The sequence below is a fragment of the Chromobacterium sp. IIBBL 290-4 genome (assembly GCF_024207115.1).
Lineage (GTDB): Bacteria > Pseudomonadota > Gammaproteobacteria > Burkholderiales > Chromobacteriaceae > Chromobacterium.
Window position 1 is genome coordinate 323,721 of the sequence record NZ_CP100128.1, and the last position, 22,103, is coordinate 345,823.

Genomic DNA, 22,103 nt, shown 5'->3' on the forward strand with positions numbered 1-22,103 from the left:
CGCGCCGGAAAAGCCCTCAAGCGCGGCAGTGGACGTCCTCGCGGTTTCCCATAAGATTCTGGCGCTTAGCGGTTTGGTCGGCAGCCGGCTGAAAGGTCGCCCAGCGCAGGCTCACTCCCGGGTATCCACCAGGATCAATTCAGCATCCTGGCTGGCCGAAACCTGAATGGTTTCCTCGTCCCGGATGGCCGCGCCGTCGCCGGCTTGCAGGCCGATGCCGTTCAGCTGCGCCTCGCCGCTGGACAGCACCAGATAGCCGCGCCGTCCAGCGCCGAAGCGATAGTCCGCGCGCTCGCCGGCCCGCAGCGTGGCGCCCAGCACTCGGGCGTCGGCGCGGATGGGCAGGGCTTCGCCATCGCCGGCCATGCCGCTGGCCAGCGCGATGAAGACGCCGGAACGATCCGCCTTGGGAAACGGCTTATTGCCCCAGGACGGCTCGCCGCCGTGGCGGTCCGGATAGATCCAGATCTGGAAGATGCGGGTGGCGACAGGCTCCAGATTGTATTCGGAGTGGACGATGCCGCTGCCGGCGCTCATCACCTGCACGTCGCCAGCCTCGGTGCGGCCGCGGTTGCCCAGGCTGTCCGCATGGCTGATCGCGCCTTCGCGGACATAGGTGATGATTTCCATGTCGGAGTGCGGATGCGGATCGAAACCGGTGCCGGCGGCGATGGTGTCATCGTTCCATACCCGTAGCAGTCCCCAGCGCATGCGCTCGGCGTCGCGGTAATCGGCGAAGGAAAAGTGGTGCTTGGCATCCAGCCAGCCATGCTGGGCAGCGCCCAGGCTGGCGAAGGGACGGCGTTCGATCATAGCGCGCTCCTGCTGTTGTCGATAAGGATGTCGCCACTATAAGCCGCCGCCATCATCGTGTTAATAGAATATATTGAATTCCATGATTTCCATTTTTTAGATAATCAAGGCCAAACCGGCTAGCGGGAATGATAGTATCGCCAAGACGCCACCCTTCGCCGGAACCATCATGAAACGACTGCCCGATCTGGAAGCCTGGGCCATTTTCGCCAAGGTGGCCGAATGCGGCGCCTTCGCCCGCGCCGCCGACGAGCTGGGCCTGTCCCAGGCCACGGTATCCAAGGCCGTGTCGCGGCTGGAAGATAGAATGAAGACCATGCTGCTGCGCCGCACCTCGCGCCAGCTGTCCTTGACTGAAGCCGGCGAAGCGGCCTTGGAGCGCGCCGCGCGCATCTTGGCGGAAGGCGAGGCGGTAGAGGCGGACATCGCCGAGCAGTCCAGCGCGCTGCGCGGCCGGGTGCGCATGGCTGCGCCCATGTCTTTCGGCCTGTCCCATTTGGCGCCGTTGCTGCCGGGCTTCATGGCGCGGCACCCGGAAGTGGAGCTGGACCTGCATTTCAGCGACGAGCAAATCGATCTGGTGGCGGACAGGATGGACCTGGCGCTGCGCATCGCCTCGCCGGCCGACTCCAGCCTGCTGGCGCGCCGGCTGTGCGCGGTGCGCATCCTGTTGGTGGGCGCGCCTTCCTATTTCGCCCGCCACGGCAAGCCGGAGCACCCTGCGGAATTGGCCCGGCACCGCGCCTTGCAATACAGCAATTCGCAAGGCGGCCGCTTCTGGCGCTTCCGCCATGCTGTCGACGAGGAGTTTTCGCTGGAGATGAGCGCGCCGCTGCGCGTCAACAACGCCGACGCGCTGGCGCCGGCGCTGCGGGAAGGCCTGGGACTGGCGCTGCAGCCTGAATTCCTGGTCTGGCAAGACCTGCTGGATGGCCGGCTGGAAACCGCCATGCCGGATTGGCAGATCGATCCCATCGCGCTCTATATCCTGACGCCGCCGGGCCGCGGCCGGCCGGCGCGGGTGCAAGCCTTGATCGACTACCTGGCCCAAAGCCTGGCCGGCTCGCCCTGGGCCCGCGCGGGAGGGTGAAACGAAAAGCCCCGCACGCAGCGGGGCTTGCACGGCGCGGCGCAGACCCTTACAGATCGTCGGCGGTGAAAAACAGCGGGATGCCGTCGCGGCTTTCCGGCTGCAGTTCCGGCAGCACATGCACCTCGCGCACGTGGCATTCGCGCATCAGCTCGCGGAAGTTCTCTTCTATCAGCTGGACGTTGTCCAGCGAGGCCAGCGGCCAGACGAAGCCTTCCCAATTGCGATCATCCCCCTGGGCCGACAAGGTGAAGTGCACTTCGCCATTATTGTGGGCGGACAGAATGGCCACCGGCTCCAGGTTCAGTTCTCGCAGATGGCGGATCTGGCTGCTGGCGAACACTTGCAGCGCCACCTCGAAGCGGGCGAAGTTGCCGGCCACCAGCGCCTGCATCGCCGGCAGCGGCGGACGGGCGATGGGGAACAGCGTCACGCCATCGGCTTTCAGCTGCTCGCCCAGAAACTTCATCACCGGCATGCCCCAGACGCCGACGGAGCCGCCCAGCCTCACCGGCGGCTCCTCGCCCTCGCGCTGAATGGCCACGCCTATCATATAGCGCAGGAAAACGCCCTCTTCCTTCACCGTCACCGGCGCGGCGCGGTTCGGCAAGCCCTCGCGCGCCGCCTCGCCCTGGCGAGTCATCTTATATAGCTTGAGCGTATCCAGGCCGATCAAATCGTCCGGATGGGACAGAATGCCGGATATGGTCACATCGGCGCCGTCGGCGAACACGCCATGCTGTCGCAGCAACGCGTTCAGGCCCGCCGCATCGGCCACCGCCCCCGGCAGCTCGGTCTGGCTGCGACTGCCCGCCACCAACACCAGCGGCATGGCGAATACGATGGCGCGCGCGCCGCCGGTTTCTTCCACCGCGTGGCGCAAGGCATCCCACACCACTTGATAGCAGGCTTGCGTCGGCACCATCGCCAAAGCCACCGAAATCGACAACACCTCGTCGCGCTGCAGCATTTCATCCATCGCGCCGGCCAAGGCCTGGCGCCACATCTCGCGCTCGCCGGCATCCGGCGCGTCCAGCACGGACTGGGCATGATGGATCAGGCGGTTGGTCAGGGATACTTGAGGGTGATACTGGCGCGGATCGGGAAGGGTATGGCGGACGGCGTCCATGGGCTGACATCCTGCTGCAATCGAAAAGAACGTATTGTGGCACAGCTGCCACGCTAGCGCTCGCCCGCTCAAGCGCATTCACATGGCCCGCGACCCAGCAAAATCAGCCCTCCCCGCCAGCAATGTGCATAGTTGCGACAAAAAATTACATTTCTCGACATTTTCGAAAACGCACATGTTGACACTCGCTACCGCAATCCGGATAATCCGTTCTCGTTGAGATGCAGCAATTGCTTCTTGATAGTTTCTCCTCTATTTCTCCTTTGTAGACTTGGCGCGGGCCGAAAGGCACCGCGCATTTTTTTTGCCTATCGCGGCATAGAATAAATCAAACCTTTAAAAATCATTGCGATGCGCTGATGATTTTTAACAGTTCTCTTGGATATAAGCTCCATTCAACTCAATACCCTCCTCTTTCGACACATAGAGTTATCGCTCAAGCCGCAAGCCAAAATGCATTTATCAACACAAATTATATGCTTATAGAATATTTTAACATTTCACTTCCGAACATAAACGAATTATTGCTTGCGGGAATTTTTCGGAATGAAAATAAATGAACACAGCGCATCGCTGTGGATTTGAGGCGGGTCAACGGTAGACAAATGCAGGCAGGAAGTAGTTCCCTCCCGGCCCCGCAGAGCATGACGGAATGATATCACCAAGCGGCTGCGCCAATATGACAATCATCAAGACATAATCACTTCTCCGCCCTTTATGCGCAAAGGGAACCCATCCGCAAGCGCCGCGTCTCAGCCTTTTACACGCCAACGGACCCGGCATGACCATCCAGCAACTCTCCCTGAACGGTTTCCGTTCCATACGCAAACTCACGCTGGAGCTGGATGCGCTCAACGTCGTCATCGGCCCCAATGGTTGCGGCAAATCCAATCTCTACAAAGCCATCCATTTAGTGCATGCCGCAGCGGAAGGCCGGCTGTCGGCGGCGCTGGCGCAAGAAGGCGGCATTCAAAAAGCGATGTGGGCCGGCGGCCCCAGGCGCGGCGACAAGGCCCGCGCGCCGAAGAGAATGATCCTCTCCACCCGGCTGGACGACTTCGACTACGAGCTGCAATTAGGCTATCCCGAACCCAGCGCCAGCCTGTTCAGCCTCGACCCGTTGGTGAAGGAGGAAAGCCTGTGGCTGGCGGGCCATGGCCGCCGCCCCTCCACCTTATTGCTGGAACGGCGCAATCAAGCCGCCTTCCTGTCCGGCGTGGACGGCGAACGCAACGCCTATCCGGCCAGCTTGCGCGCCGAAGAGTCCATCTTCGGTCAACTTGCCGAGCCGCATCGCTACCCCGAGTTGTCGCAACTTCGCGAAACGCTGCGCAATTGGCGCTTTTATCATGAGTTCGCGGTCTGGCCAGGCTCGCCCTTGCGCGCGCCGCAAGTCGGCATCCGCTCGCCGGTATTGGCCCACGACGGCGCCAACCTGGCCGCCGCCTTCCAGACCATTGTCGAGATCGGCGACCGCGAGCTGCTGCGCCATGTGCTGGCCGAAGCCTTTCCCGACAGCCATTTCCAGGTCGATGCCGCGCAGGGCCGGTTTCAAATGCTGATGCAGCGCGAGGGCTTGCTGCGGCCGCTGGAGGCCGCCGAACTGTCCGACGGCACGCTGCGCTTTCTCTGTCTGGCCGTCGCCCTGCTCAGCCCTCGCCCGCCAAGCTTTCTGGCGCTGAACGAGCCGGAAAACAGCCTGCACCCCGCCCTGTTGCCCGCCCTGGCTCGCTTGATCGCCGAAGCCAGCCGCTACAGCCAGATCTGGCTAACCAGCCACTCGCCGGCCTTGGCCGAGATGATCCGCCGCCATCGGCCGCTGAAGATATTTCCACTGGCGCTCAAGGATGGCGAAACCACGCTGGCCGAGGAGGCGTAAAGCCCGCCGTCCAGATTGTCGCAAGCCGTATTTTTAGGTTTGACGCAAAGATATCGCGGCAATTTCGCCGATATGGCGAGATCATGCGCGCGACAAGCAGGGAACTCGCCGCGACAAGACCCGGTCAGACCTGGGTCTTGTTTATTTTATTCAACACTATGCATAAAAAATTATTCACTCCTCTGCTCATCTCCTGGCTGGTGCTGCTGGCAGCCATCCTCTGTGAAATCGTCGGCACCTCCTTCATGGCAGTCGCCGCCCGCAGCGGCGGCTATCTGGGCTACCTCTGGATGGGGGGCGCGCTGGCCTTGTCCTACTACTTGTTGTCGCTGGCCCTGCGCGCCATCTCCATCGGCGTCGCCTACGCGGTATGGGAAGGTCTGGGCCTGGTGGGCCTGACCGTTGTCAGCGTCTGGCTGTTCGGAGAAAAGCTGGTGCCGCAGGAGTTGCTTGGCCTCGGACTCGCCCTGTTGGGTCTGATCTGCGTGACGCTGGGCGAGACGCATGACGAGGAGGCCGCGGCATGAAAACCGTTTACCTCTTGTTCGTGCTGGCCTCAGCCTTGATTGAAGTGGGCGCTAATTTGATGCTGGAAAAATCCGACGGTTTCCGCCGCCGCGCCTGGGGAATCGGCGCCATCCTGCTGGTGTGGCTGGCCTTCGCCTTGCTGGGCCAAGCGGTTAAGGGCATGGACCTGGCCATCGCCTACGCCTTGTGGGGCTCCATCGGCATTCTCGGCACCGCCATCGGCGGCCGCCTGCTGTACCAGCAGAAACTGAAGCCCATAGGCTGGGCAGGCATCGGCATCGTCGCAGCGGCGGTGGTGACCTTGTCCACCGTCTGAAAACAGCCAGGCCCGAAAATTCCACCGTCCCAAACGGGACCGCGGCGAAATTTTCAGGCCCGCCTGGAAACATGAAGGGGAGGCGCTCAGCCTCCCCTTTTTCCATCCGGCCATGTCCGGCGCGACGCCCCTGCGGGGTGATAGCGCCCTAGCCTGGATTATTTACGCTCGACTTGCGATACATCGCGCACCGCCCCGGTGTCTGCGCTGGTGGTCATCGCCGCATAGGCTCGCAGCGCGGGGCTGACGACGCGATCGCGGCCCAGCGGCTTCCAGGCGTCGCGGCCTTTGGCCTCCATCGCCGCGCGGCGGCGCGCCAGCTCCTCGTCCGGCACCGCCAGATGGATGCGGCGCTTGGGGATGTCGATCTCCACCGTGTCGCCCTCTTCCGCCAGGCCGATGGCGCCGCCTTCCGCCGCTTCCGGCGAAGCGTGGCCGATGGACAGGCCGGAAGTGCCGCCGGAGAAGCGCCCGTCAGTCAGCAAGGCGCAGGCCTTGCCCAAGCCCTTGGACTTCAGATAGGAGGTCGGGTACAGCATCTCCTGCATGCCCGGTCCGCCCTTCGGCCCCTCGTAGCGGATGATGACGATGTCGCCGGCGACGATCTGGTCGGCCAGAATGCCTTCCACCGCCGCGTCCTGGCTTTCGAAGATGCGGGCGCGGCCGGTGAACTTCAGGATGGAATCATCTACGCCCGCCGTTTTCACGATGCAGCCGCGCTCGGCGATATTGCCGTACAGCACCGCCAGGCCGCCGTCCTGCGAATAGGCGTGCGCCTTGTCGCGGATGCAGCCGTCGGCGCGGTCGTCGTCCAGCGTCGGGTAGCGCATGCTCTGACTGAAGGCGATGGTGGTGGCCACGCCGCCCGGCGCGGCGCGGTAGAAGCGGCGCGCTTCGCTGTCCTCCGCCTGACGCATCACATCCCAGGCCTCCAGTCCTTCACCCAGCGTTCTGCTGTGCACGGTGGGCACGTCTCGGTGGATCAGGCCGGCGCGGTCCAGCTCCGCCAGGATCGCCACCACGCCGCCGGCGCGGTGCACGTCTTCCATATGATATTTCTGCGTCGCCGGCGCCACCTTGGACAGGCAGGGCACGCCGCGGCTGATGCGGTCGATGTCGGCCATCTTGAAGTCGACGCCCGCCTCGCTGGCGGCGGCCAGCAGGTGCAGCACGGTATTGGTGGAGCCGCCCATCGCCACGTCCAGGCTCATCGCGTTTTCAAACGCTTCCTTGGTGGCGATGCCGCGCGGCAGGATGGAATAGTCCTCGCCCTCGTAGTGGCGCTTGGCCAATTCCACGATCAGGCGGCCGGTCTTGAGGAACAGCTCCTTGCGGTCGGCGTGGGTGGCCACCAGGCTGCCGTTGCCGGGCAGCGACAGGCCCAGCGCCTCGGTCAGACAGTTCATCGAGTTGGCGGTGAACATGCCGGAGCAGGAGCCGCAGGTGGGACAGGCGGAGCGCTCGACGCGGTCGACGTCTTCGTCGGACACCGCGCTGTTGGCGGCCTCCACCATCGCATCCACCAGGTCCAGCTTGCGCACCTCGTTGCCCCACTGCACCTTGCCGGCCTCCATCGGCCCGCCGGAGACGAACACCACCGGGATGTTGAGCCGCATCGCCGCCATCAGCATGCCGGGGGTGATCTTGTCGCAATTGGAGATGCACACCAGCGCGTCGGCGCAGTGGGCATTGACCATGTATTCCACGCTGTCGGCGATCAGATCGCGGCTGGGCAGGCTGTACAACATGCCGCCATGGCCCATGGCGATACCGTCGTCGATGGCGATGGTGTTGAATTCCTTGGCCACGCCGCCGGCTTTTTCAATCTCGCGCGCCACCAGCTGGCCCATATTCTGCAGGTGCACGTGGCCCGGCACGAACTGGGTGAAGGAGTTGGCGATGGCGATGATGGGCTTGCCGAAGTCGGCGTCGGTCATGCCGGTGGCGCGCCACAGCGCGCGGGCACCCGCCATATTGCGGCCGGCGGTGGAAGTGCGGGAACGGTATTGAGGCATGGAGCTTCCTTTATCTGTGCAAAACCGGTCGTCGTTCCGTCACGTCAGCAGGGTAAGCTGGCGGCGCTTGGCCCATGGGTGCCGGGTGGGCCGAGCAAAATGCCGAGTCGCCGCGGGTGAGCGGCGCGACGGCGGGGAACGCTTTCCGTATAATCTCGTCAACATTTCTTTTACCGCAAACGCACATCACTGACAAATGCTGATTCATCCACAGTTCGACCCGGTGGCCATCCACCTGGGGCCGTTGGCCGTTCACTGGTACGGCCTGATGTACCTGCTGGGCTTCGCCCTGTTCCTCACCATGGGCAAGTACCGCCTGAAAAACGGCAACGACGTGCTTACCGTGCCCCAGCTGGACGACATGCTGATGTACGGCGCGGTCGGCGTGGTGGTGGGTGGCCGCCTGGGCGAGGTGTTGTTCTATCAGCCCGGCTTCTACTTCAGCCATCCGCTGGAGATCTTCATGGTGTGGAAAGGCGGCATGTCCTTCCATGGCGGCTTCCTCGGCGTGCTGATCGCGGTGGCGATTTACGGCCGCAAGGTGGGCCGCGGCTTCTGGCAGCTGACCGACTTCGTCGCGCCGCTGGTGCCGCTGGGCCTGGCGGCCGGCCGCGTCGGCAATTTCATCAACGGCGAGCTGTGGGGCCGCGTGGCCAGCCCGGACTTGCCGTGGGCCATGCTGTTCCCGCAGGCGCGGCTGGAAGATATCGCGGAAGCGCAACAGTCGTCCGACCTGATGAATATGCTGATGCAGTACGGCGGCTTGCTGCGTCATCCTTCGCAGTTGTATGAATTCGCGCTGGAAGGCATCGTGCTGTTCGGCGCGCTGTGGCTTTACAGCGCCAAGAAGCGCGCCACTGGCCAGGTGTCGGCGCTGTTCCTGATCGGCTACGGCCTGGCCCGCTTCATCAGCGAATACTTCCGCAATCCGGACGCCGGCATTTTCGGCAAATCCGACGTGATCAGCATGGGTCAATGGCTGAGCCTGCCGATGATCGTCATCGGCGTGGCGCTGTTCCTGTTCTTCGGCAAGCGCAAGGCCGCCTGATGCCGGCTTGAACCGGCCTCAACGAAAAGCGCCGTTTCCGCACAAGGGAAACGGCGCTTTTGCATGGACCTCGGCAACGATGCTCACCAAGCGCAATACGCCAATCCCGCCAGGCACAGCCCCCAGCACAAGGCCGTCGCGATCAACGCGCGGCGCAGCAAGCCGGCCATGCCGCGCTGCCTTTCCTCTAACGAGCGCCCGGCGCCGTTTTTCTTGCCAAACAGCCTGGCCAGGACAGTATCCAACTGCGCCAAACCCGCTTCGCCATTCATCGCCCGCAACATGCCGGCATCCAGCTGCAGACGCCAGTTCAGCCAAGCCTGCCATAGCGCGGCCAGCGCGCATGCGGGCAGCCAGACCGCCCCGCCCTTAAGCAAGGCCAGGGCCAATAACAAGACCGGAGACGGCCAGCACAGCCAGCGGCAGGAAGAAAGAACGGCGGCGCTCAACCGCGCCTGGGCGAGATCATCCGAGCTCATAGCGGCTCCAGTTGCGCGCATAGTTCGGCCAGCTGCGCATATTGGCTCTCGCTCAATTCCACGCGCTGCCGGCGCTGGCGCAGCAAGGCCCTGGCCTCTTCCAATGATGCCGCCCGCCCCGACACCACCAGCCAGGCCAGCGCCACCGCCGCGCTGCGAGTCAGCCCCAAGGCGCAGTGCACCAGCAAAGGGCCAGGCGTCGCCGCGCGCAGGTTTTCCAGAGCGCGGACCGCCCGGTTCAAATCGTCTGGGCATGGCAACAGCAAATCCAGCAAAGGAACGCTTTGGTAAGCCGCTTGGGCATGCGCCCGCCGGTCGTACTCCGCGGCAAGGTCCAGCACGGCGGCGAAACGCCTCTCCTCCGCCGCGGGAATAGGCCCCAGCCAGACGCCCGGCGCAATCTCCTCCGCGCCCGGCAGGCGGCGCAGGAAATAACGGTGGCACCATGCGGCCGCCAGGCTATACGGCAAGAGCAGCGCGCGGGCGGCGAAACGGCGCCGGCCTTGATGCTTTTGCATCACCGCCGCCCCTAGCCGCAGATAACCCAAGGCCAGCGCAGCCAAAGACAGGCCCGGCCAACACAGCAGCCATCCCCAGCCGCCCCAGACCCATGCGCCGGCGAAACAGGCGATGGCGGCCAGGCCATAGCGGCCGGCCAGTGCGCGGCTGCGTGCGCGATCTTGCGTCGACAACGCGGCCTGGCCCGCCAAAGGCATGGGCAATACATAGCAGACCAGCACCGCCAGCGCGAACCCGGTGGGAACATCCAGCAAGTGATGCTGCCAAGTCGTCAGCACGGACACGCCTATCAGCGCGAACCAGCCATGCAGCAGCCAGCGCCAGCGTTCCGGCACATGCTGCCAATAACGCAGCCACAACACCGTCAGCAAGCCGATATGCAGCGAAGGCGCCTGGTTGAACGGCTTGTCGAAGCCCATCAGCAGGTTGAACAGCTGGCCGAACACGCCCTCCAGCTGCGGCCGCTCGAAGCCGAAACGCAGCGGAAACAGCACGAAGCACAGGCAGGACAACACCGTGACCAGCAACAGGCGCCTGGCGTGGACATTCAGTTCGGCGCGGCTGCGGCACACAAACAAGGACACGCCGTACAGCAGGTCTATGCTCCAGTACGGCACGATGGCCCACGTCCACAGGGGAATGTGGCGCTCCCAAGCCATGGCGACATTGCCCACCCTATCGGCGGGCAGGCTGGCCGCATAGCCGTTGGCCGCGCCGTACAACAGGAAAAAGCCGGGGCCCAGCGCCAACAACCACAAGCAAGCCAGGCGCCACGGATGCTGTTCGCTTGCCAAACTCATGCGCTGACGCTTTCCTGCCTGGACTCGGCCGCTGCCGGCCGGACATCCAGCCTTCTGGCCAGGCTGACGGTGAACACGCCCCATTCGTCTATGCGCTGCTCCAGCTTCTCGAAGCCGGCGGCCGCCACCAGCTGGTCCATCTCCTGCTGGGTGCGGCGGCGCATGATCCAGTCTTCGCCGCCGCGATGGCTGGTCAGCGTGCGGGCGATCAGCTCCAGCTGCGGGTGCCAGGGCTGGTTGGTGTAGACCAGATAGCCGCCCGGCGGCACCGCCTCGGCCAAACCGGCCAGCGACTGGCGTATCGGTTCGTTCAGCGGAAACAGCTCGTACAGGCCGGACACCACGGCCAGGGTCGGCGCGGGCTGCAAGGCGGCCAGATCGGCGCGGTCGAAGGCGTCGCCCTTATCGAAACGGGCCCTGCCCTCCAGGCCGCGCTCGCGTATCAGCGCGCGACCGGCGTCTACATTGATTTCGCTATAGTCGCGCAATTGCACATGCTCGACCTCTTCGCCCAAAGCGCCCACCGCGTCCAGAATGTAACGGCCGTGGCCGGCGGCGATGTCGACGACCCGCACCGGCGCGCCGGCTTCCCGCAGCCGGCCGGCCGCGTCGGCGATCAGCGCCTCCAGATTCAGCTTGCGCTGGCGTATGCCCTTCCAGCCGACGCTGTCCAGATAGGCGCGATCGCCCAGTTTGCCTATCGGCGTCACGCCCTCGGCCTGATTGCGGTAGACATAATCCAGCGTGCTGCCGGAATCGAAACCGGTTTGCCAGCCCAGGCGGATGCCGGCGGACAAGCGCCCTATCGTGGCCAGCGTCAAACGCGTCAGCGCGAAATTCCAGCGCTGCGGCGACCACCACGGCCTGGATTGTTGCAAACGCTGGAACTCGGCGGCGGTGTAGCCGCCCTGATCGGCCCGCCTCAGATCGGCCTCGGCCGCGCCCGCTTCCACCTTGGCGATGAAGGCGCGGATCTTGTCCAGCGCCAGCGCGCGGTCGCGCTCGCCCAGCGTGTCGTGATAGAAGCCCGGCAGCTCATGCATCTCCTTCACCGAGCTGCCCAGACGGCTGAAGAAGGTTTGCTGCGGCCCTTTGTGGACGACGAAATCGGCGCCGGACACCAGCAGCTGGGTCGGCACGGTGATCGCGCCGGCATCGGCGACGATGCGCTCGGCGGTATCGTACAAGGCCAGCAGCATGTTGGCGGAAATCGGCCGGGTGATCAGCGGATCGCTGTCGTAAGAAGCGATGCGTTCCGGATCGTGGCTGAGGAAACGCGCCTTGACGTAGGAGTTGACGAAGAAATTGCCGCGCAGCTTGTACAACAGCTGCAAGCCCGGCCGCGCGAACGGCACGTACAGCTTCACTTTGAAAGCGGGCGACGCCAAAAGCAGCGCGCGGATGCGCGGCGCGTAATCGTGGACCCAGGTGGCCGCCAGCACCGCGCCCACGCTCTGGGCGATGACGACGATTTCGTCGATTTTCAAGCCGTGGCAGCGGCACAGATGGCGAATGAACTCGTCCAGATCCCGCACCGTCGCGCCCAGGCTGGGGCTGTAGCCGCGCGGCCCCTCGTTGCGGCCATGGCCGCGGGCGTCCCAGGCGAAGATAGGCGTATCCGGCATGCCCAGCTCATCCGCCAGATGTTGCAGCCGGCCGGAGTGCTCGTGCCCGCGGTGCAGCAACACGATGGCGCGCGGACGCGGCCCGCCGCCGGACGCCGGCCAATGGCGATAGAACAGGCTTTGCCCGTCGAAAGAAGTGAAGCTGAGCTCCTGAGCTTGTCGCATGATGATTATCCTTGTCCTTCCTGCCCGGTCATGGCCGGCAGGGTTTTCTGTTTCAGGTACAACAACGCGTCGCGGATGCGCTGGCGGAATGCCGGCTTATCCTCAAGCCATTGCAAGGGCCTCCCCACGGCCACGTCGACGAAAAACGGTATCGGCAGCCACTGGCCTCGCCCCATCGCCCGCCCCAGGCCATGCAGATACACCGGCACCATAGGCACGTCGGGAAAGTCGCGCGACAGATACCAGATGCCCGATTTGATCTCGGACAAGGCCTCCGGCTCGCCGCGCGTGCCTTCCGGAAACAGGATCAGGATGCGGCCGTCCGCCAAGGCCTGGCGGCAGCCTTCCAGAGGGTCCAGTCCTTTGGCCACCCCGCCGCGCGTCACCGGGATGATGCCCACCACCTTGGTGGCGAACCAGGCCGACAAGCGGTTGCGCATGAAGTAGTCGGCCGCCGCCGCGGGCTGGACATGGGGAATCAAGCGCAAGGGGAACAGGCTGTACAAGGCCAGGATATCGAGATGGCTGTTGTGATTGGCCACCACGATGGCGGGGCCGTGGATGGGCAAACGCTGCTGATGCCGCACAGTCAGGCCGAACCACAGCCTGACCACCGGGCGCGCCAGCAACACGACGAACAAAATGCGCAGCAAACGGTCCATCGCGTCAGAAATACAGGTAGTGGACGAAATGGAAGAACAGCGGCGCGGTATAGGTCAGCGAATCCAGCCGGTCCAGCACGCCGCCGTGGCCGGGCAGCAGGCGGCCTGAATCCTTGACGCCGATGTCGCGCTTCACCGCCGAGATGACAATGTCGCCGATAAAGCCCATGGTGCCGATCAGCAAACCGGCCAGCGCCGCGTGCAGCGGGCTGAAAGGGGTGAGAATCGGCCCCAGCGCCCAACCCAGCAGGCTGGTGGTGGCCGCGCCGCCCAGCAGCCCGCCCAGCGTCTTGTTGGGGCTGACCTTGGGCGCCACCTTGCGCCGGCCTATGGCCTTGCCCCACAGGTATTGGGCGACGTCGTTAAGCTGCGTCAGCGCCACCAGGTAGAACAACAGCATCGCGCCCTGACCCGGCTCGCCTATCTTGGTCAGCTGCGGCAAGGTCAGCACGCCCGCCATGTGGCTGAGGCAGAACACGCAGATCATCAGCCCCCATTGCAGCGAGGCCGCCGCCTTCAGAAAGCCCTGGGTCTCGCCTATCAGCACCATGCGCATCGGCACGAACAGGAAGGCGTACACCGGAATGAACACGATGAACATGCCGTACCAGTGGATGCTCAGCCAATAGTACTGCAGCGGAATGCTCAGATAGGCCCAGAACAGCACCAGATGATCGGCGCTGCGCGTGGCGCACAGCGTCAGGTATTCCTTCAGCGCCAGGAAGCTGATGATGCCGAACACCACCAGCGCCAGCGCGACATTGCCCAGCAGCGTCAAGGAAAAGAAACCGACTATCCACCACCAGGTGCGCACCCGCAGCTTCAGCTCCAGCCAGTTTTTTTCCGGTTTGGCGCGCTCCAGCAGCGCGATGACAGCAGTGGCGATCACCAACAATATGAATACGCCGCCCAAGGCATACAACAGCGGCGGCGGCAGAACGGGCTTAAACACGTTTATCTCCTTCAGCCAGGATGGCGCGCGCGCGATTGGCGCAGGTAAACAACAGCAGGGCCGAAGCGGCGGCAAACGCCCAGTCGGCCAGCACCGCCCAGCCCGGATTCCACGCCAGCAACAGCGCGCCCAAACCATAGGCGAAAGCGCGGTCGCTCTTGCCGAAGGGGCCGTCATAACGGCGGGAGGCGCCCAGCATGGGCCCCAGCACGCCGATGTACTCGGTCAGAAACGCCAGCAATACGCATAGCACCGCCAGCAGCGGCGTCGGCGCAATCAAGGCGAAAGGCAGGTACAAAGCGGCGTCCGACACCACATCGCCCGCTTCGTTGAGGATGCCGCCCAGACAGGATTGCTGGCCATGCTCGCGCGCCAGCATGCCGTCGATCGCGTTCAGGGCCATGCGCAAGAACAGGAAAAGGGGCAACAGCGCCCAGGGCAAGGGACTGCCGGCATCCCTCCACAGCCATAAGCCGTAGCCGATGGAAGACAGCATGGCGAACAAGGTGACGTGGTTGGCGCGAATGCCCAGTTTGACCAGGGTGCCGAGCAGGGGACGCAGCCCCTGCTGAAAACGAGACTTTAATTGATAGATGCTGACCATGATTCCGAAGGCTATGTCCCAATAATGTGTTGCAAGGGACGACCCACTGCCTCCTGCAAGCAGTGGCAAGGCTGCATGGTTTGCTGATAGCGCTCCAGCATCCGTCGCCACCCCAGATAGTTTTCAAGGTATTTGGTGGCAACCCCGTGGAATCGAGCCATCCAAAGCTTCAAGCGGCTATGGTAGGCATTCACATGCTGGATATGGAACGCCCCCTCGCGTACCCGCTGTCCCGTCTTGGCATGCACGACTCGATGGGTAATGCCATGCTGCCTGGCAAAGGTCGAGTACACCGCTGCGCCGTCCGAACACAGGATGGCGTCGCTATCCACCAACGGGGCTAAAGCCGCTTCCACATGAGCGCCATTGAGCTTCTTCAACTTGAAGTCCGCTATATGTCCCTCTCGGTCCTGCACCACCATGATGGGAATCTGATCCGGCCCGGTTCCCCGTGTTTGGCTGACGCCACCCCGCTGGCGCGGCGCGCGGGGGAGGCACCGCTGCCCTTTGAATGATTCCAGAATGAAGGTTTCATCTACTTCGACGATGCCTCGGGCTTGCGCCGCCAGATGGTCTGATGCGCGATGCAAGAAGCGATGCCGCCATAGGAAAGCCGTGTTCTTGCTGATGCCGCATGCACGAGCGGCTGCTCGCACGGTCAAGCCATCCTGCAGTGCTTGGGCGTAGCTCAGCCAGCGATCGGCCTTGCGCAATTTGGCTAATGGACTGCCCGACAAGGCATTGCAGGTCCGGTGGCACTGTTTGCAGCGATAACGCCGCAGGCCTCGGCTCCAGCCCCATAACGCCAACTGGTTGGCCTCGGCCTGGCAGTGTGGGCAAGCCGTCAGGTCAGGCAAGGCGTCCTGAATGGCGTCATGGTGAGTGGGATGTTTAAGCGCAGAAGACAGCAAGCTCCTCTGTTTGAGCGTGAGCTGATCCAGTTGGGCAAGAAAACGCTGAAAACTCTGGGCATCCATGGCGCGACTCCCGGTCTGCTACTGTATTCAGCATAGCTCCCAACACGGAATTGGGACATAGCCATTCCGAAAGCCGCACGCTGTCATGCAGATAGACTGCCTGACAGAAATGGTTAGCCGATGATAATTAGAAAAATGTGAAAGGTTAATATTCTATATGACTATTAAGCATTTGGTAAAATTTTAACTGCATGATGAAGATCAGGGACTTTAAGACGGCTTAGGCTCTCGCAGCCTAGCCTCCGGCATAACGGAACATCAACAATGTGTCATCGGGCCAGGATTCATCGGCCAGCGGGGCGATAAAGCCATGTCCTCCGTTTTGTATTCTGGTCAGCGGCGCCTGGCGACCGCCGGCTTGCAGCTGTATCGACTCAATCTTGCGGGCAGATGGGAAAACCAAGGCCATGGCTTGCATGGTGCACATATTGCCTACCACGCTCATCGACGCTCGCGCAGCCCAAGACAACTCCTGCTTCATCATCGGCCAGTACACTCGACATATCAGCCTCAAGTCGCCCAAGCGCTGCACATTGTCAGCCAGCCCTGGCGTGCGCACTATCGGCCGCCAGCGATAGCTGCCCTGCTTCTGATTGCTGCGCACCACCGCGTCTTCATCCTGCGCCAGCTCGGCGATGCGCGGCAGCGTCACGCGACCATCGCGCGACACCGGCAGCGCTTCCACCTTGCTTTCGCCGACAATCTTCAAGACCAAATCCTCGGGCAAGGTCTGGCCTTTTGGTGGGCGAAGTTGAAACTGCAAGCTGGCTTGCGGCGCCAGCCCATGATGCTGGTCAAACTCATCCAGCCAACTCAAGGCCTCGCGATACGGCACCGACTCCGGCTGCCGAACCCCTAGCGTCTCGCTGGCCGGCAATATCTCCGCGGCTGGCGCGCTGGCAGCAGCCGGTTCGGATTCCGCCTGCGTCCAGGCGCTCATCGCCAATAGGCTTGCCGCTAGCCATTGCACTTTCATATTGCCTCCCCGTTAAATGACAAAAGCATTAAAGGCAGGGTATTCGATAGCCTAACCACTGTCCAGCCATCAAAAATCATTCCATGGAATATCAATTTAATTTTTTATAATTTAAAGGTATGAATCATTTCGGGTAGCATGGCGCTCAGCAATAAACATTTCGCACTATCGATAAGGCTCGCCATGAAAAAGACTATCGCTTTCGCTATCGCCGTCGCCCTGACTTCCACCGCCGTCCTGGCCGACCGCCTGGATGACATCAAGAAAGCCGGCGTGCTGCGCGTCGCCGCCTTCGACAGCAACCCGCCCTTCGGCTTCCTGGATGCCAAGAGCCGCCAGATCGTCGGCCTAGATGTGGACGTGGCCCAGCACATCGCCAAGAAACTGGGCGTGAAGCTGCAACTGGTGCCGACCAACCCGGCCAATCGCGTGCCGCTGCTGGTATCCGGCAAGGCCGACATCGTGGCAGCCAACTTCACTGTCACCGACGAACGCAAGAAGCAAGTTGATTTCAGCCTGCCCTACTTCGCCTCCGGCCAGCAGTTCATCGTCCGCAAGGGCACGCTGCAGAAGCCGGAACAATTGGCCGGCCTGCGCGTAGGCGTGGACAAGGGCACCACTCAGGAAGTGTATCTGCGCGACAAGTACCCGAAGACTACGGTCGTAGCCTATGACGACACCCCTCTAGCCTTCACCGCGCTGCGCAACGGCAATGTGCAGGCCATTACCCAGGACGGCTCCAAGCTGGCCGCGCTGTTGGCCAATGCGCCGGACAAGGCCAAGTACGAGCTGGCGCCGTTCACGCTGACCCGCGAATTCCAGGCCATCGGCCTGCCCAAGGGCGAGGCGCGCCTGACCAAGGTCGTGAATGAAACGCTGCAGCAGCTGGAAAAGAGCGGCGACGCGGCCAAGATCTACGATCATTGGTTCGGCCCCAAGACCAAGGCGCCGCTGCCGCGCGACTTCAAGATCGGCGACGCCGCCTGATCCGGATTGCCCCGCCGTCCGCAACCGCCGCCTCGCCGGCGGTTTTGCCGTTTCACGCCGTAGAAAGAAATCCGCATGACCCCACCCGCCTGGCTCGGCCATAACTGGCTGGAACCGCACTATCTCGTCTGGCTGGGCAAAGGCGCGCTGCTCACCAGCTGGTTGTCCTTGCTGGTGATTCTGGCCGCCAGCCTGCTCGGCCTCTTGTTCACCGCCCTGCTCGATCAACCCTGGAAACCGCTGCGCCTCGCCGCTCAGCTGTGGTTGAGCCTGCATCGCAATACGCCGCTGATGGTGCAGCTGCTCTTGTGGTACTTCGGCGTGTCCGGCCTGCTGCCGGACGAGGCGCGGATGTGGCTGAACGCGCCGCACGCGCTGGCTTTGCCTTTCGATCTGGCCCTGCCTTGGCCATCGTTTGAATTCCTGGCCGCGTTCACCGCGCTGACGCTGTACAGCGCCGCCTTCATCTGCGGCGAACTGCAGTCCGGCCTCAACGCCGTGCCCAAGGGCCAAGCGCTGGCCGCTCGCGCGCTGGGCATGAGCCGCTGGCAGGTATTGAGCCTGGTGGTTTTGCCCCAGGCCTGGCAATTGGTGAAACGTCCCTTGGTCGGGCAGTACACCGCCATCGTCAAGAACACCTCGCTGACCATGGCCATCGGCCTGGCCGAGCTCTCCTACGCCTCGCGGCAGGTGGAGACCGAAACGCTGCTGGCCTTCCAGGCTTTCGCCGTCGCCACCGCGCTTTATCTGGTTCTGGTGCTGCTCACCCAATTGCTCAGCCATAGGCCGGAGCCAGCCTGGAGCACGCTGCGATGATCCCGGCCGTGATACAAGACAATCTGGACTACCTGCTGTGGGGCAATCTGTCCGGCGGCGAGCCCGGCGGCCTGCTGCTGACGCTGGCGCTGAGCCTGGCCGCCGCGCTGTTGGCCTCCGCGTTGGGGCTGGCGCTGGGCATCGCCCAGTTGATGGGAAGCCCCAGAATCGGCAAAACCTTGATGGCGCTCACCGCCGTGCTGCGGGCCGTTCCGGTGCTGATGCTGATCTTCTGGTGCTATTTCCTGCTGCCGCTGCTGTTCGGATTGGACATTCCCGGCCTGCTGACCGTCATCCTGGCGCTGGCGCTGATCCATGCCGCCTATCTGGGCCAGGCGGTGCTGGCGGGACTGACCGCAGTGAGCCGCGGCCAATGGATGGCGGGACTGGCGCTGGGCTTCAGCCGCTGGCAGACGCTGCGCTGGCTGATCCTGCCGCAGGCGCTGCGCATCATGCTGCCATCTTTCGTCAATCAATGGATATCGCTGCTGAAAGACAGCTCGCTGGCCTATATCGTCGGCGTGGCGGAATTCACTTTCGTCGCCACTCAGGTGAACAACCGCGAGCAGGTCTATCCGCTGGAAATCTTCACCACCATCGCAGTCGGCTATCTGCTGCTGTGCGGCGTCTTGCAATTGCTGGGCCACTGGAGCGCCCGCCGCTGGCAAACCGCGTGGCGATAGCCTGACTTCATGGCGATGACCGCGCACGGATAGACCCGAAAGCGGCGGTTTTGCAAACCCATCGCGCCGCAGAGACGCCTCCTGGATTGTCTGCGGCGACTGGCCCATGCAAAATGTCAAAATCATAAACACATTTTTGACCGCCATGAGCTCGCCTGAAATCGTCATCCAGAACCATATCGCCCCCAGCGACGCCGCCATCATCGAGGACGGGCTGAGCCGCTACAACGATAATATCGCCGGCTACGCCGACAGACTGCCGCTGGCGGTGCTGGCGCGCGATCCGGACAGCGGCGAAGTCCTGGGCGGCGCCTATGGCCGCAGCTCGCTGGGCCTGCTGTTCCTGGACCTGTTCCATTTGCCGGAATCGCGGCGCGGCCAGGGTTTGGGCAGCAGGATACTGGCCGCCTTTGAAGAGGAAGGCCGCCGGCGCGGCTGCCGACATGCCGTGCTGTATACCATCAGTTTCCAGGCGCCGGACTTCTACCAAAAACACGGCTGGCAGGCATTTGGCGAAATTCCGTGCGATCCGCCGGGAACCAGCCGCATCTTTCTGCGCAAGGCGCTGTGAAGACCTCGTCCGCTTGCCCGCATAATCAAGAAAAACCTCATGAACGAGAGCGCTCATGAGGTTTTTTGGGTATGTCGGCCTGGCGCCCCTGCCCCTTCTTCCCGATGATGCGAGGGCCAAAGGCACTCGCGGGAGGCAATGAGGCGCCAGTCCGCCAGGCTTTTGGGACTGGCGATTTAATCCAGATACTTCTTGAAGAACTTTTCCATCGCGCCATAGGCGTCGAAGCGGTTTTCCACATTGTGGAAACCATGGCCTTCGTTTTCCTTGACGATATACTCCACCTCCACGCCGCGCTTCTTCAAACCGTCCACGATCTGGTTGGATTCGTTGATATTGACACGCGGGTCTTTAGCGCCTTGCAGCACCAACAGCGGCGCCTGGATGCGGTCGACATGGAACACCGGCGAGCGCTCACGCAGCAGTTCCTTGTCCTTTTCCGGATTGCCCACCATCTCGTACATCGAATCCAGGAACGGCTTCCAGTACGGCGGAATCGTCTTCATGAAGGTGAAGAGGTTAGACACGCCTACATAGTCCACCGCGCAACGATACAGTTCCGGCGTTTTGGTGATGCCGGACAAGGTAGCGTAGCCACCGTAGCTGCCGCCATAGATGCAGACCTTTTTCGGATCAGCCACGCCTGACTTCACCAGCCAATCGACGCCGTCGCTGACATCGTCCTGCATCTTGCCACCCCACTCCTTGAACGAGGCCTCCCAGAACTGGCGGCCGTAGCCGGTGGAGCCGCGGTAGTTCATCTGCAGCACCGCCCAGCCGCGGCTGGCGAAGAACTGCACTTCCGGATTGAAACGCCAGCTGTCGCGCGCCCACGGGCCGCCGTGCGGATTGATGATCACCGGCAGGTCCTTGGCGTCTTCCTTGCCCTTGGGCAGCGTCAAATAGCCATTGATGGTCAGGCCATCGCGGCTTTGGTAGTGCACCGGCCGCATTTCGGACATCTGGTCTTCTTTGAGCCAGGGCGTAATTTCAGCCAGCAAGGTCAACTTGTCCGTGGACTTGTCGTACAGATAAGCCTTGCCCGGCGTCTTGTCGTTCCAGGCTCGCACCACGAAGCGGGTCTCATTGTCGTCGGCGGAGACGATATCGACCTTATAGCCTGCCAGCTGCGGCTCAAGCTTGTCATACAAGGCTTGGGTCTGCGCATCGAAACACTGATGGCCCGGCTTGTCCGTCTGGTAGTCGGCGCAAGTGATCACCTTGCGCTTATGCGAAAACGCCAGCTCCTCCACATCGACATCCTGGCGGCCGTATACCTCTTTCACTTCCTTGCCGGTTTTGGGATCGAATTCGACGATGGCGGTCTTGTCGCGGCCGTTCAAATTACTGGCGGCATAGAAACGCTGATTGTCGAAGGTGAAAAACAGCGGCGCGAATGTCTGGCGGAAATCAGTGTTCAGCAGCTTGCGGAAGGCATCGTTCGGTCCATCGCGATACAGCAGCGACTTGTTGACGCCATCGGTCTCCACCGCGATGCGGACATGGCCGTCGTGATCGGTCACCCAGCTATCGACCTTACCTGGATTCTCCGCCTCCAGCCTCAGCTCTCCCGTCTTCAAATCGACATGGTAAACATCGAAGATTTCCGGATTGCGCTTGTTCATGCTGATCAGCATTTCGCCGTCGCGATCGCGCAAGTCATCGATGATGTCGGCGCGCACGCCGTCAAACGGCGTCAGATCGCGCGTTTCGCCGCTGTCCAGATCGACGCTGTACAGATGGAAATTCTCGTCGCCGTTCTTATCCTTCAGGTACAGCAAATGGTCATTGCCCTTCCAGAAATAGCCGGCCAGATCGCGGTCGGCAATGGCGGTGACTCGCTTGTCCGGCTGCCCATCGCGCCGCACTACGATATTCTTGCGCTTCTCCCAGGGCGACAGAAACGCCACACTCTTGCCATCCGGCGAAACGGTGAAATTGCTTTGCTCGGGATTACGGAAAAAGTCCTGCAGGGGGATTTCCGCCGCCATAACGCGGCCCGACAGCAAGGAAGCCGTCAACACGGTCAATGCATGCTTCTTCAATGGTTTTCTCCTCTACACAAGTACCGTGTCTGAAATCGATATTTTATTTGTCCGACGATACTATCCCTCGATCACCAAACTTGCAATATGCATAAAAATGGCATTGCCGCTCAGGCAACAAGGCATACTCTTGCAAGCCTCTCACAGCGTCTGTCCAATACGTTCGCGGCATGCCTGAAAAGATGCCGGCACGTCAAGGGAAGTCCACGCAGACGGGATATCGATTAAAACAATGCCTGCCTGAATTCAACTACTTAAAAAATTCAACCATGGCCCGCATTTACTATTCGCTTTTCTGAACTTAAACATATGTAAAAATTTAAATTAGCATTTAAACCCAGCAACAATAATTCATTTGGAATAAAAATTCCGGCAAGACATTTTAGAATGTTGGAGAGACTTGTTTCATCGCCGTTTGTTTATT

21 protein-coding genes are annotated in these 22,103 nt (G+C 62.3%); 9 read left to right on the top strand and 12 right to left on the bottom strand.

All coding sequences use genetic code 11. The annotated features are described in order from the left end of the window. Positions 1 to 111 precede the first annotated feature (111 nt). Complete coding sequence (locus NKT35_RS01450; protein WP_254298071.1) at positions 112 to 813, bottom strand: pirin family protein; 702 nt, start codon at positions 811 to 813, stop codon at positions 112 to 114. A gap of 169 nt (positions 814 to 982) precedes the next feature. Here NKT35_RS01450 and NKT35_RS01455 point away from each other — a divergent pair, with 169 nt between their 5' ends. After that, on the top strand, positions 983 to 1,903 hold the full coding sequence (locus NKT35_RS01455; protein WP_254298072.1) for a LysR family transcriptional regulator: 921 nt from the start codon (positions 983 to 985) through the stop codon (positions 1,901 to 1,903). A gap of 49 nt (positions 1,904 to 1,952) precedes the next feature. Here the strand turns inward: NKT35_RS01455 and NKT35_RS01460 are convergent, their stop codons facing one another. Next, the gene (locus tag NKT35_RS01460) at positions 1,953 to 3,032 is read right to left on the bottom strand and encodes a hypothetical protein (protein ID WP_254298074.1); all 1,080 of its coding nucleotides are present in this window, start codon (positions 3,030 to 3,032) and stop codon (positions 1,953 to 1,955) included. A 781-nt stretch (positions 3,033 to 3,813) separates the two neighbouring features. On the opposite strand from NKT35_RS01460, the gene NKT35_RS01465 reads away from it, so the two are divergent. From NKT35_RS01465 to NKT35_RS01475, 3 genes are all read left to right on the top strand, one after another. After that, entirely contained in the window at positions 3,814 to 4,911 is a 1,098-nt protein-coding gene (locus NKT35_RS01465) for an AAA family ATPase (RefSeq protein WP_254298076.1), read from the top strand. A 158-nt stretch (positions 4,912 to 5,069) separates the two neighbouring features. Continuing rightward, positions 5,070 to 5,438: a DMT family transporter gene (locus NKT35_RS01470; RefSeq protein WP_254298078.1), complete on the top strand. Its 369-nt coding sequence runs from the start codon at positions 5,070 to 5,072 to the stop codon at positions 5,436 to 5,438. Further along, the gene (locus NKT35_RS01475; protein ID WP_254298080.1) at positions 5,435 to 5,755 is read left to right on the top strand and encodes an SMR family transporter; all 321 of its coding nucleotides are present in this window, start codon (positions 5,435 to 5,437) and stop codon (positions 5,753 to 5,755) included. Before NKT35_RS01470 ends, NKT35_RS01475 begins: the two co-directional genes overlap by 4 nt. 158 nt (positions 5,756 to 5,913) lie before the next feature. Here NKT35_RS01475 and ilvD read toward each other — a convergent pair whose 3' ends face one another. Beyond that, entirely contained in the window at positions 5,914 to 7,770 is a 1,857-nt protein-coding gene (ilvD, locus tag NKT35_RS01480; protein WP_254298082.1) for a dihydroxy-acid dehydratase, read from the bottom strand. A gap of 196 nt (positions 7,771 to 7,966) precedes the next feature. Between ilvD and lgt the strand changes: the two genes are divergently transcribed. After that, a complete protein-coding gene (lgt, locus tag NKT35_RS01485) occupies positions 7,967 to 8,818 on the top strand; it encodes a prolipoprotein diacylglyceryl transferase (protein ID WP_254298084.1) in 852 nt (283 codons plus the stop codon). 83 nt (positions 8,819 to 8,901) lie between these two features. On the opposite strand, the gene NKT35_RS01490 is transcribed toward lgt, so the two are convergent. The 8 genes from NKT35_RS01490 to NKT35_RS01525 form a co-directional block, all read right to left on the bottom strand. Continuing rightward, positions 8,902 to 9,297 (bottom strand): hypothetical protein, encoded by a 396-nt coding sequence (locus NKT35_RS01490; RefSeq protein WP_254298086.1) that lies wholly within the window; start codon positions 9,295 to 9,297, stop codon positions 8,902 to 8,904. Next, the gene (locus NKT35_RS01495; protein ID WP_254298088.1) at positions 9,294 to 10,616 is read right to left on the bottom strand and encodes a phosphatase PAP2/dual specificity phosphatase family protein; all 1,323 of its coding nucleotides are present in this window, start codon (positions 10,614 to 10,616) and stop codon (positions 9,294 to 9,296) included. Before NKT35_RS01495 ends, NKT35_RS01490 begins: the two co-directional genes overlap by 4 nt. Continuing rightward, positions 10,613 to 12,406: a bifunctional alpha/beta hydrolase/class I SAM-dependent methyltransferase gene (locus NKT35_RS01500; RefSeq protein WP_254298090.1), complete on the bottom strand. Its 1,794-nt coding sequence runs from the start codon at positions 12,404 to 12,406 to the stop codon at positions 10,613 to 10,615. Before NKT35_RS01500 ends, NKT35_RS01495 begins: the two co-directional genes overlap by 4 nt. A 5-nt stretch (positions 12,407 to 12,411) precedes the next feature. After that, entirely contained in the window at positions 12,412 to 13,068 is a 657-nt protein-coding gene (locus tag NKT35_RS01505) for a lysophospholipid acyltransferase family protein (RefSeq protein ID WP_254298092.1), read from the bottom strand. 4 nt (positions 13,069 to 13,072) lie between these two features. Then, on the bottom strand, positions 13,073 to 14,020 hold the full coding sequence (locus NKT35_RS01510; protein WP_254298094.1) for a phosphatidate cytidylyltransferase: 948 nt from the start codon (positions 14,018 to 14,020) through the stop codon (positions 13,073 to 13,075). Continuing rightward, complete coding sequence (locus tag NKT35_RS01515; protein WP_254298096.1) at positions 14,013 to 14,624, bottom strand: CDP-alcohol phosphatidyltransferase family protein; 612 nt, start codon at positions 14,622 to 14,624, stop codon at positions 14,013 to 14,015. The genes NKT35_RS01510 and NKT35_RS01515 overlap by 8 nt, the downstream gene beginning before the upstream one ends. Before the next feature lie 11 nt (positions 14,625 to 14,635). Next, positions 14,636 to 15,601, bottom strand: a complete 966-nt coding sequence (locus tag NKT35_RS01520) for an IS1595 family transposase (protein WP_254293992.1) — start codon at positions 15,599 to 15,601, stop codon at positions 14,636 to 14,638. Positions 15,602 to 15,836: 235 nt separating this feature from the next. Then, positions 15,837 to 16,577, bottom strand: coding sequence for a hypothetical protein (locus NKT35_RS01525; RefSeq protein ID WP_254298098.1), 741 nt, complete (start codon positions 16,575 to 16,577; stop codon positions 15,837 to 15,839). Between the two features lie 183 nt (positions 16,578 to 16,760). Between NKT35_RS01525 and NKT35_RS01530 the strand changes: the two genes are divergently transcribed. The 4 genes from NKT35_RS01530 to NKT35_RS01545 all read left to right on the top strand — a co-directional run bounded on the left by NKT35_RS01530 (position 16,761) and on the right by NKT35_RS01545 (position 19,634). Continuing rightward, entirely contained in the window at positions 16,761 to 17,564 is an 804-nt protein-coding gene (locus tag NKT35_RS01530; RefSeq protein ID WP_254298100.1) for an ABC transporter substrate-binding protein, read from the top strand. Positions 17,565 to 17,639: 75 nt separating this feature from the next. Continuing rightward, positions 17,640 to 18,380 (top strand): amino acid ABC transporter permease, encoded by a 741-nt coding sequence (locus NKT35_RS01535; RefSeq protein WP_254298102.1) that lies wholly within the window; start codon positions 17,640 to 17,642, stop codon positions 18,378 to 18,380. Further along, positions 18,377 to 19,063, top strand: a complete 687-nt coding sequence (locus NKT35_RS01540) for an amino acid ABC transporter permease (protein ID WP_254298104.1) — start codon at positions 18,377 to 18,379, stop codon at positions 19,061 to 19,063. The genes NKT35_RS01535 and NKT35_RS01540 overlap by 4 nt, the downstream gene beginning before the upstream one ends. Before the next feature lie 145 nt (positions 19,064 to 19,208). Beyond that, positions 19,209 to 19,634 carry a GNAT family N-acetyltransferase gene (locus NKT35_RS01545; protein ID WP_254298106.1) on the top strand — a complete coding sequence of 142 codons (426 nt, stop codon included), beginning with the start codon at positions 19,209 to 19,211 and terminating at the stop codon, positions 19,632 to 19,634. Between the two features lie 176 nt (positions 19,635 to 19,810). On the opposite strand, the gene NKT35_RS01550 is transcribed toward NKT35_RS01545, so the two are convergent. Further along, complete coding sequence (locus NKT35_RS01550; RefSeq protein WP_254298108.1) at positions 19,811 to 21,679, bottom strand: S9 family peptidase; 1,869 nt, start codon at positions 21,677 to 21,679, stop codon at positions 19,811 to 19,813. Positions 21,680 to 22,103 lie beyond the last annotated feature (424 nt).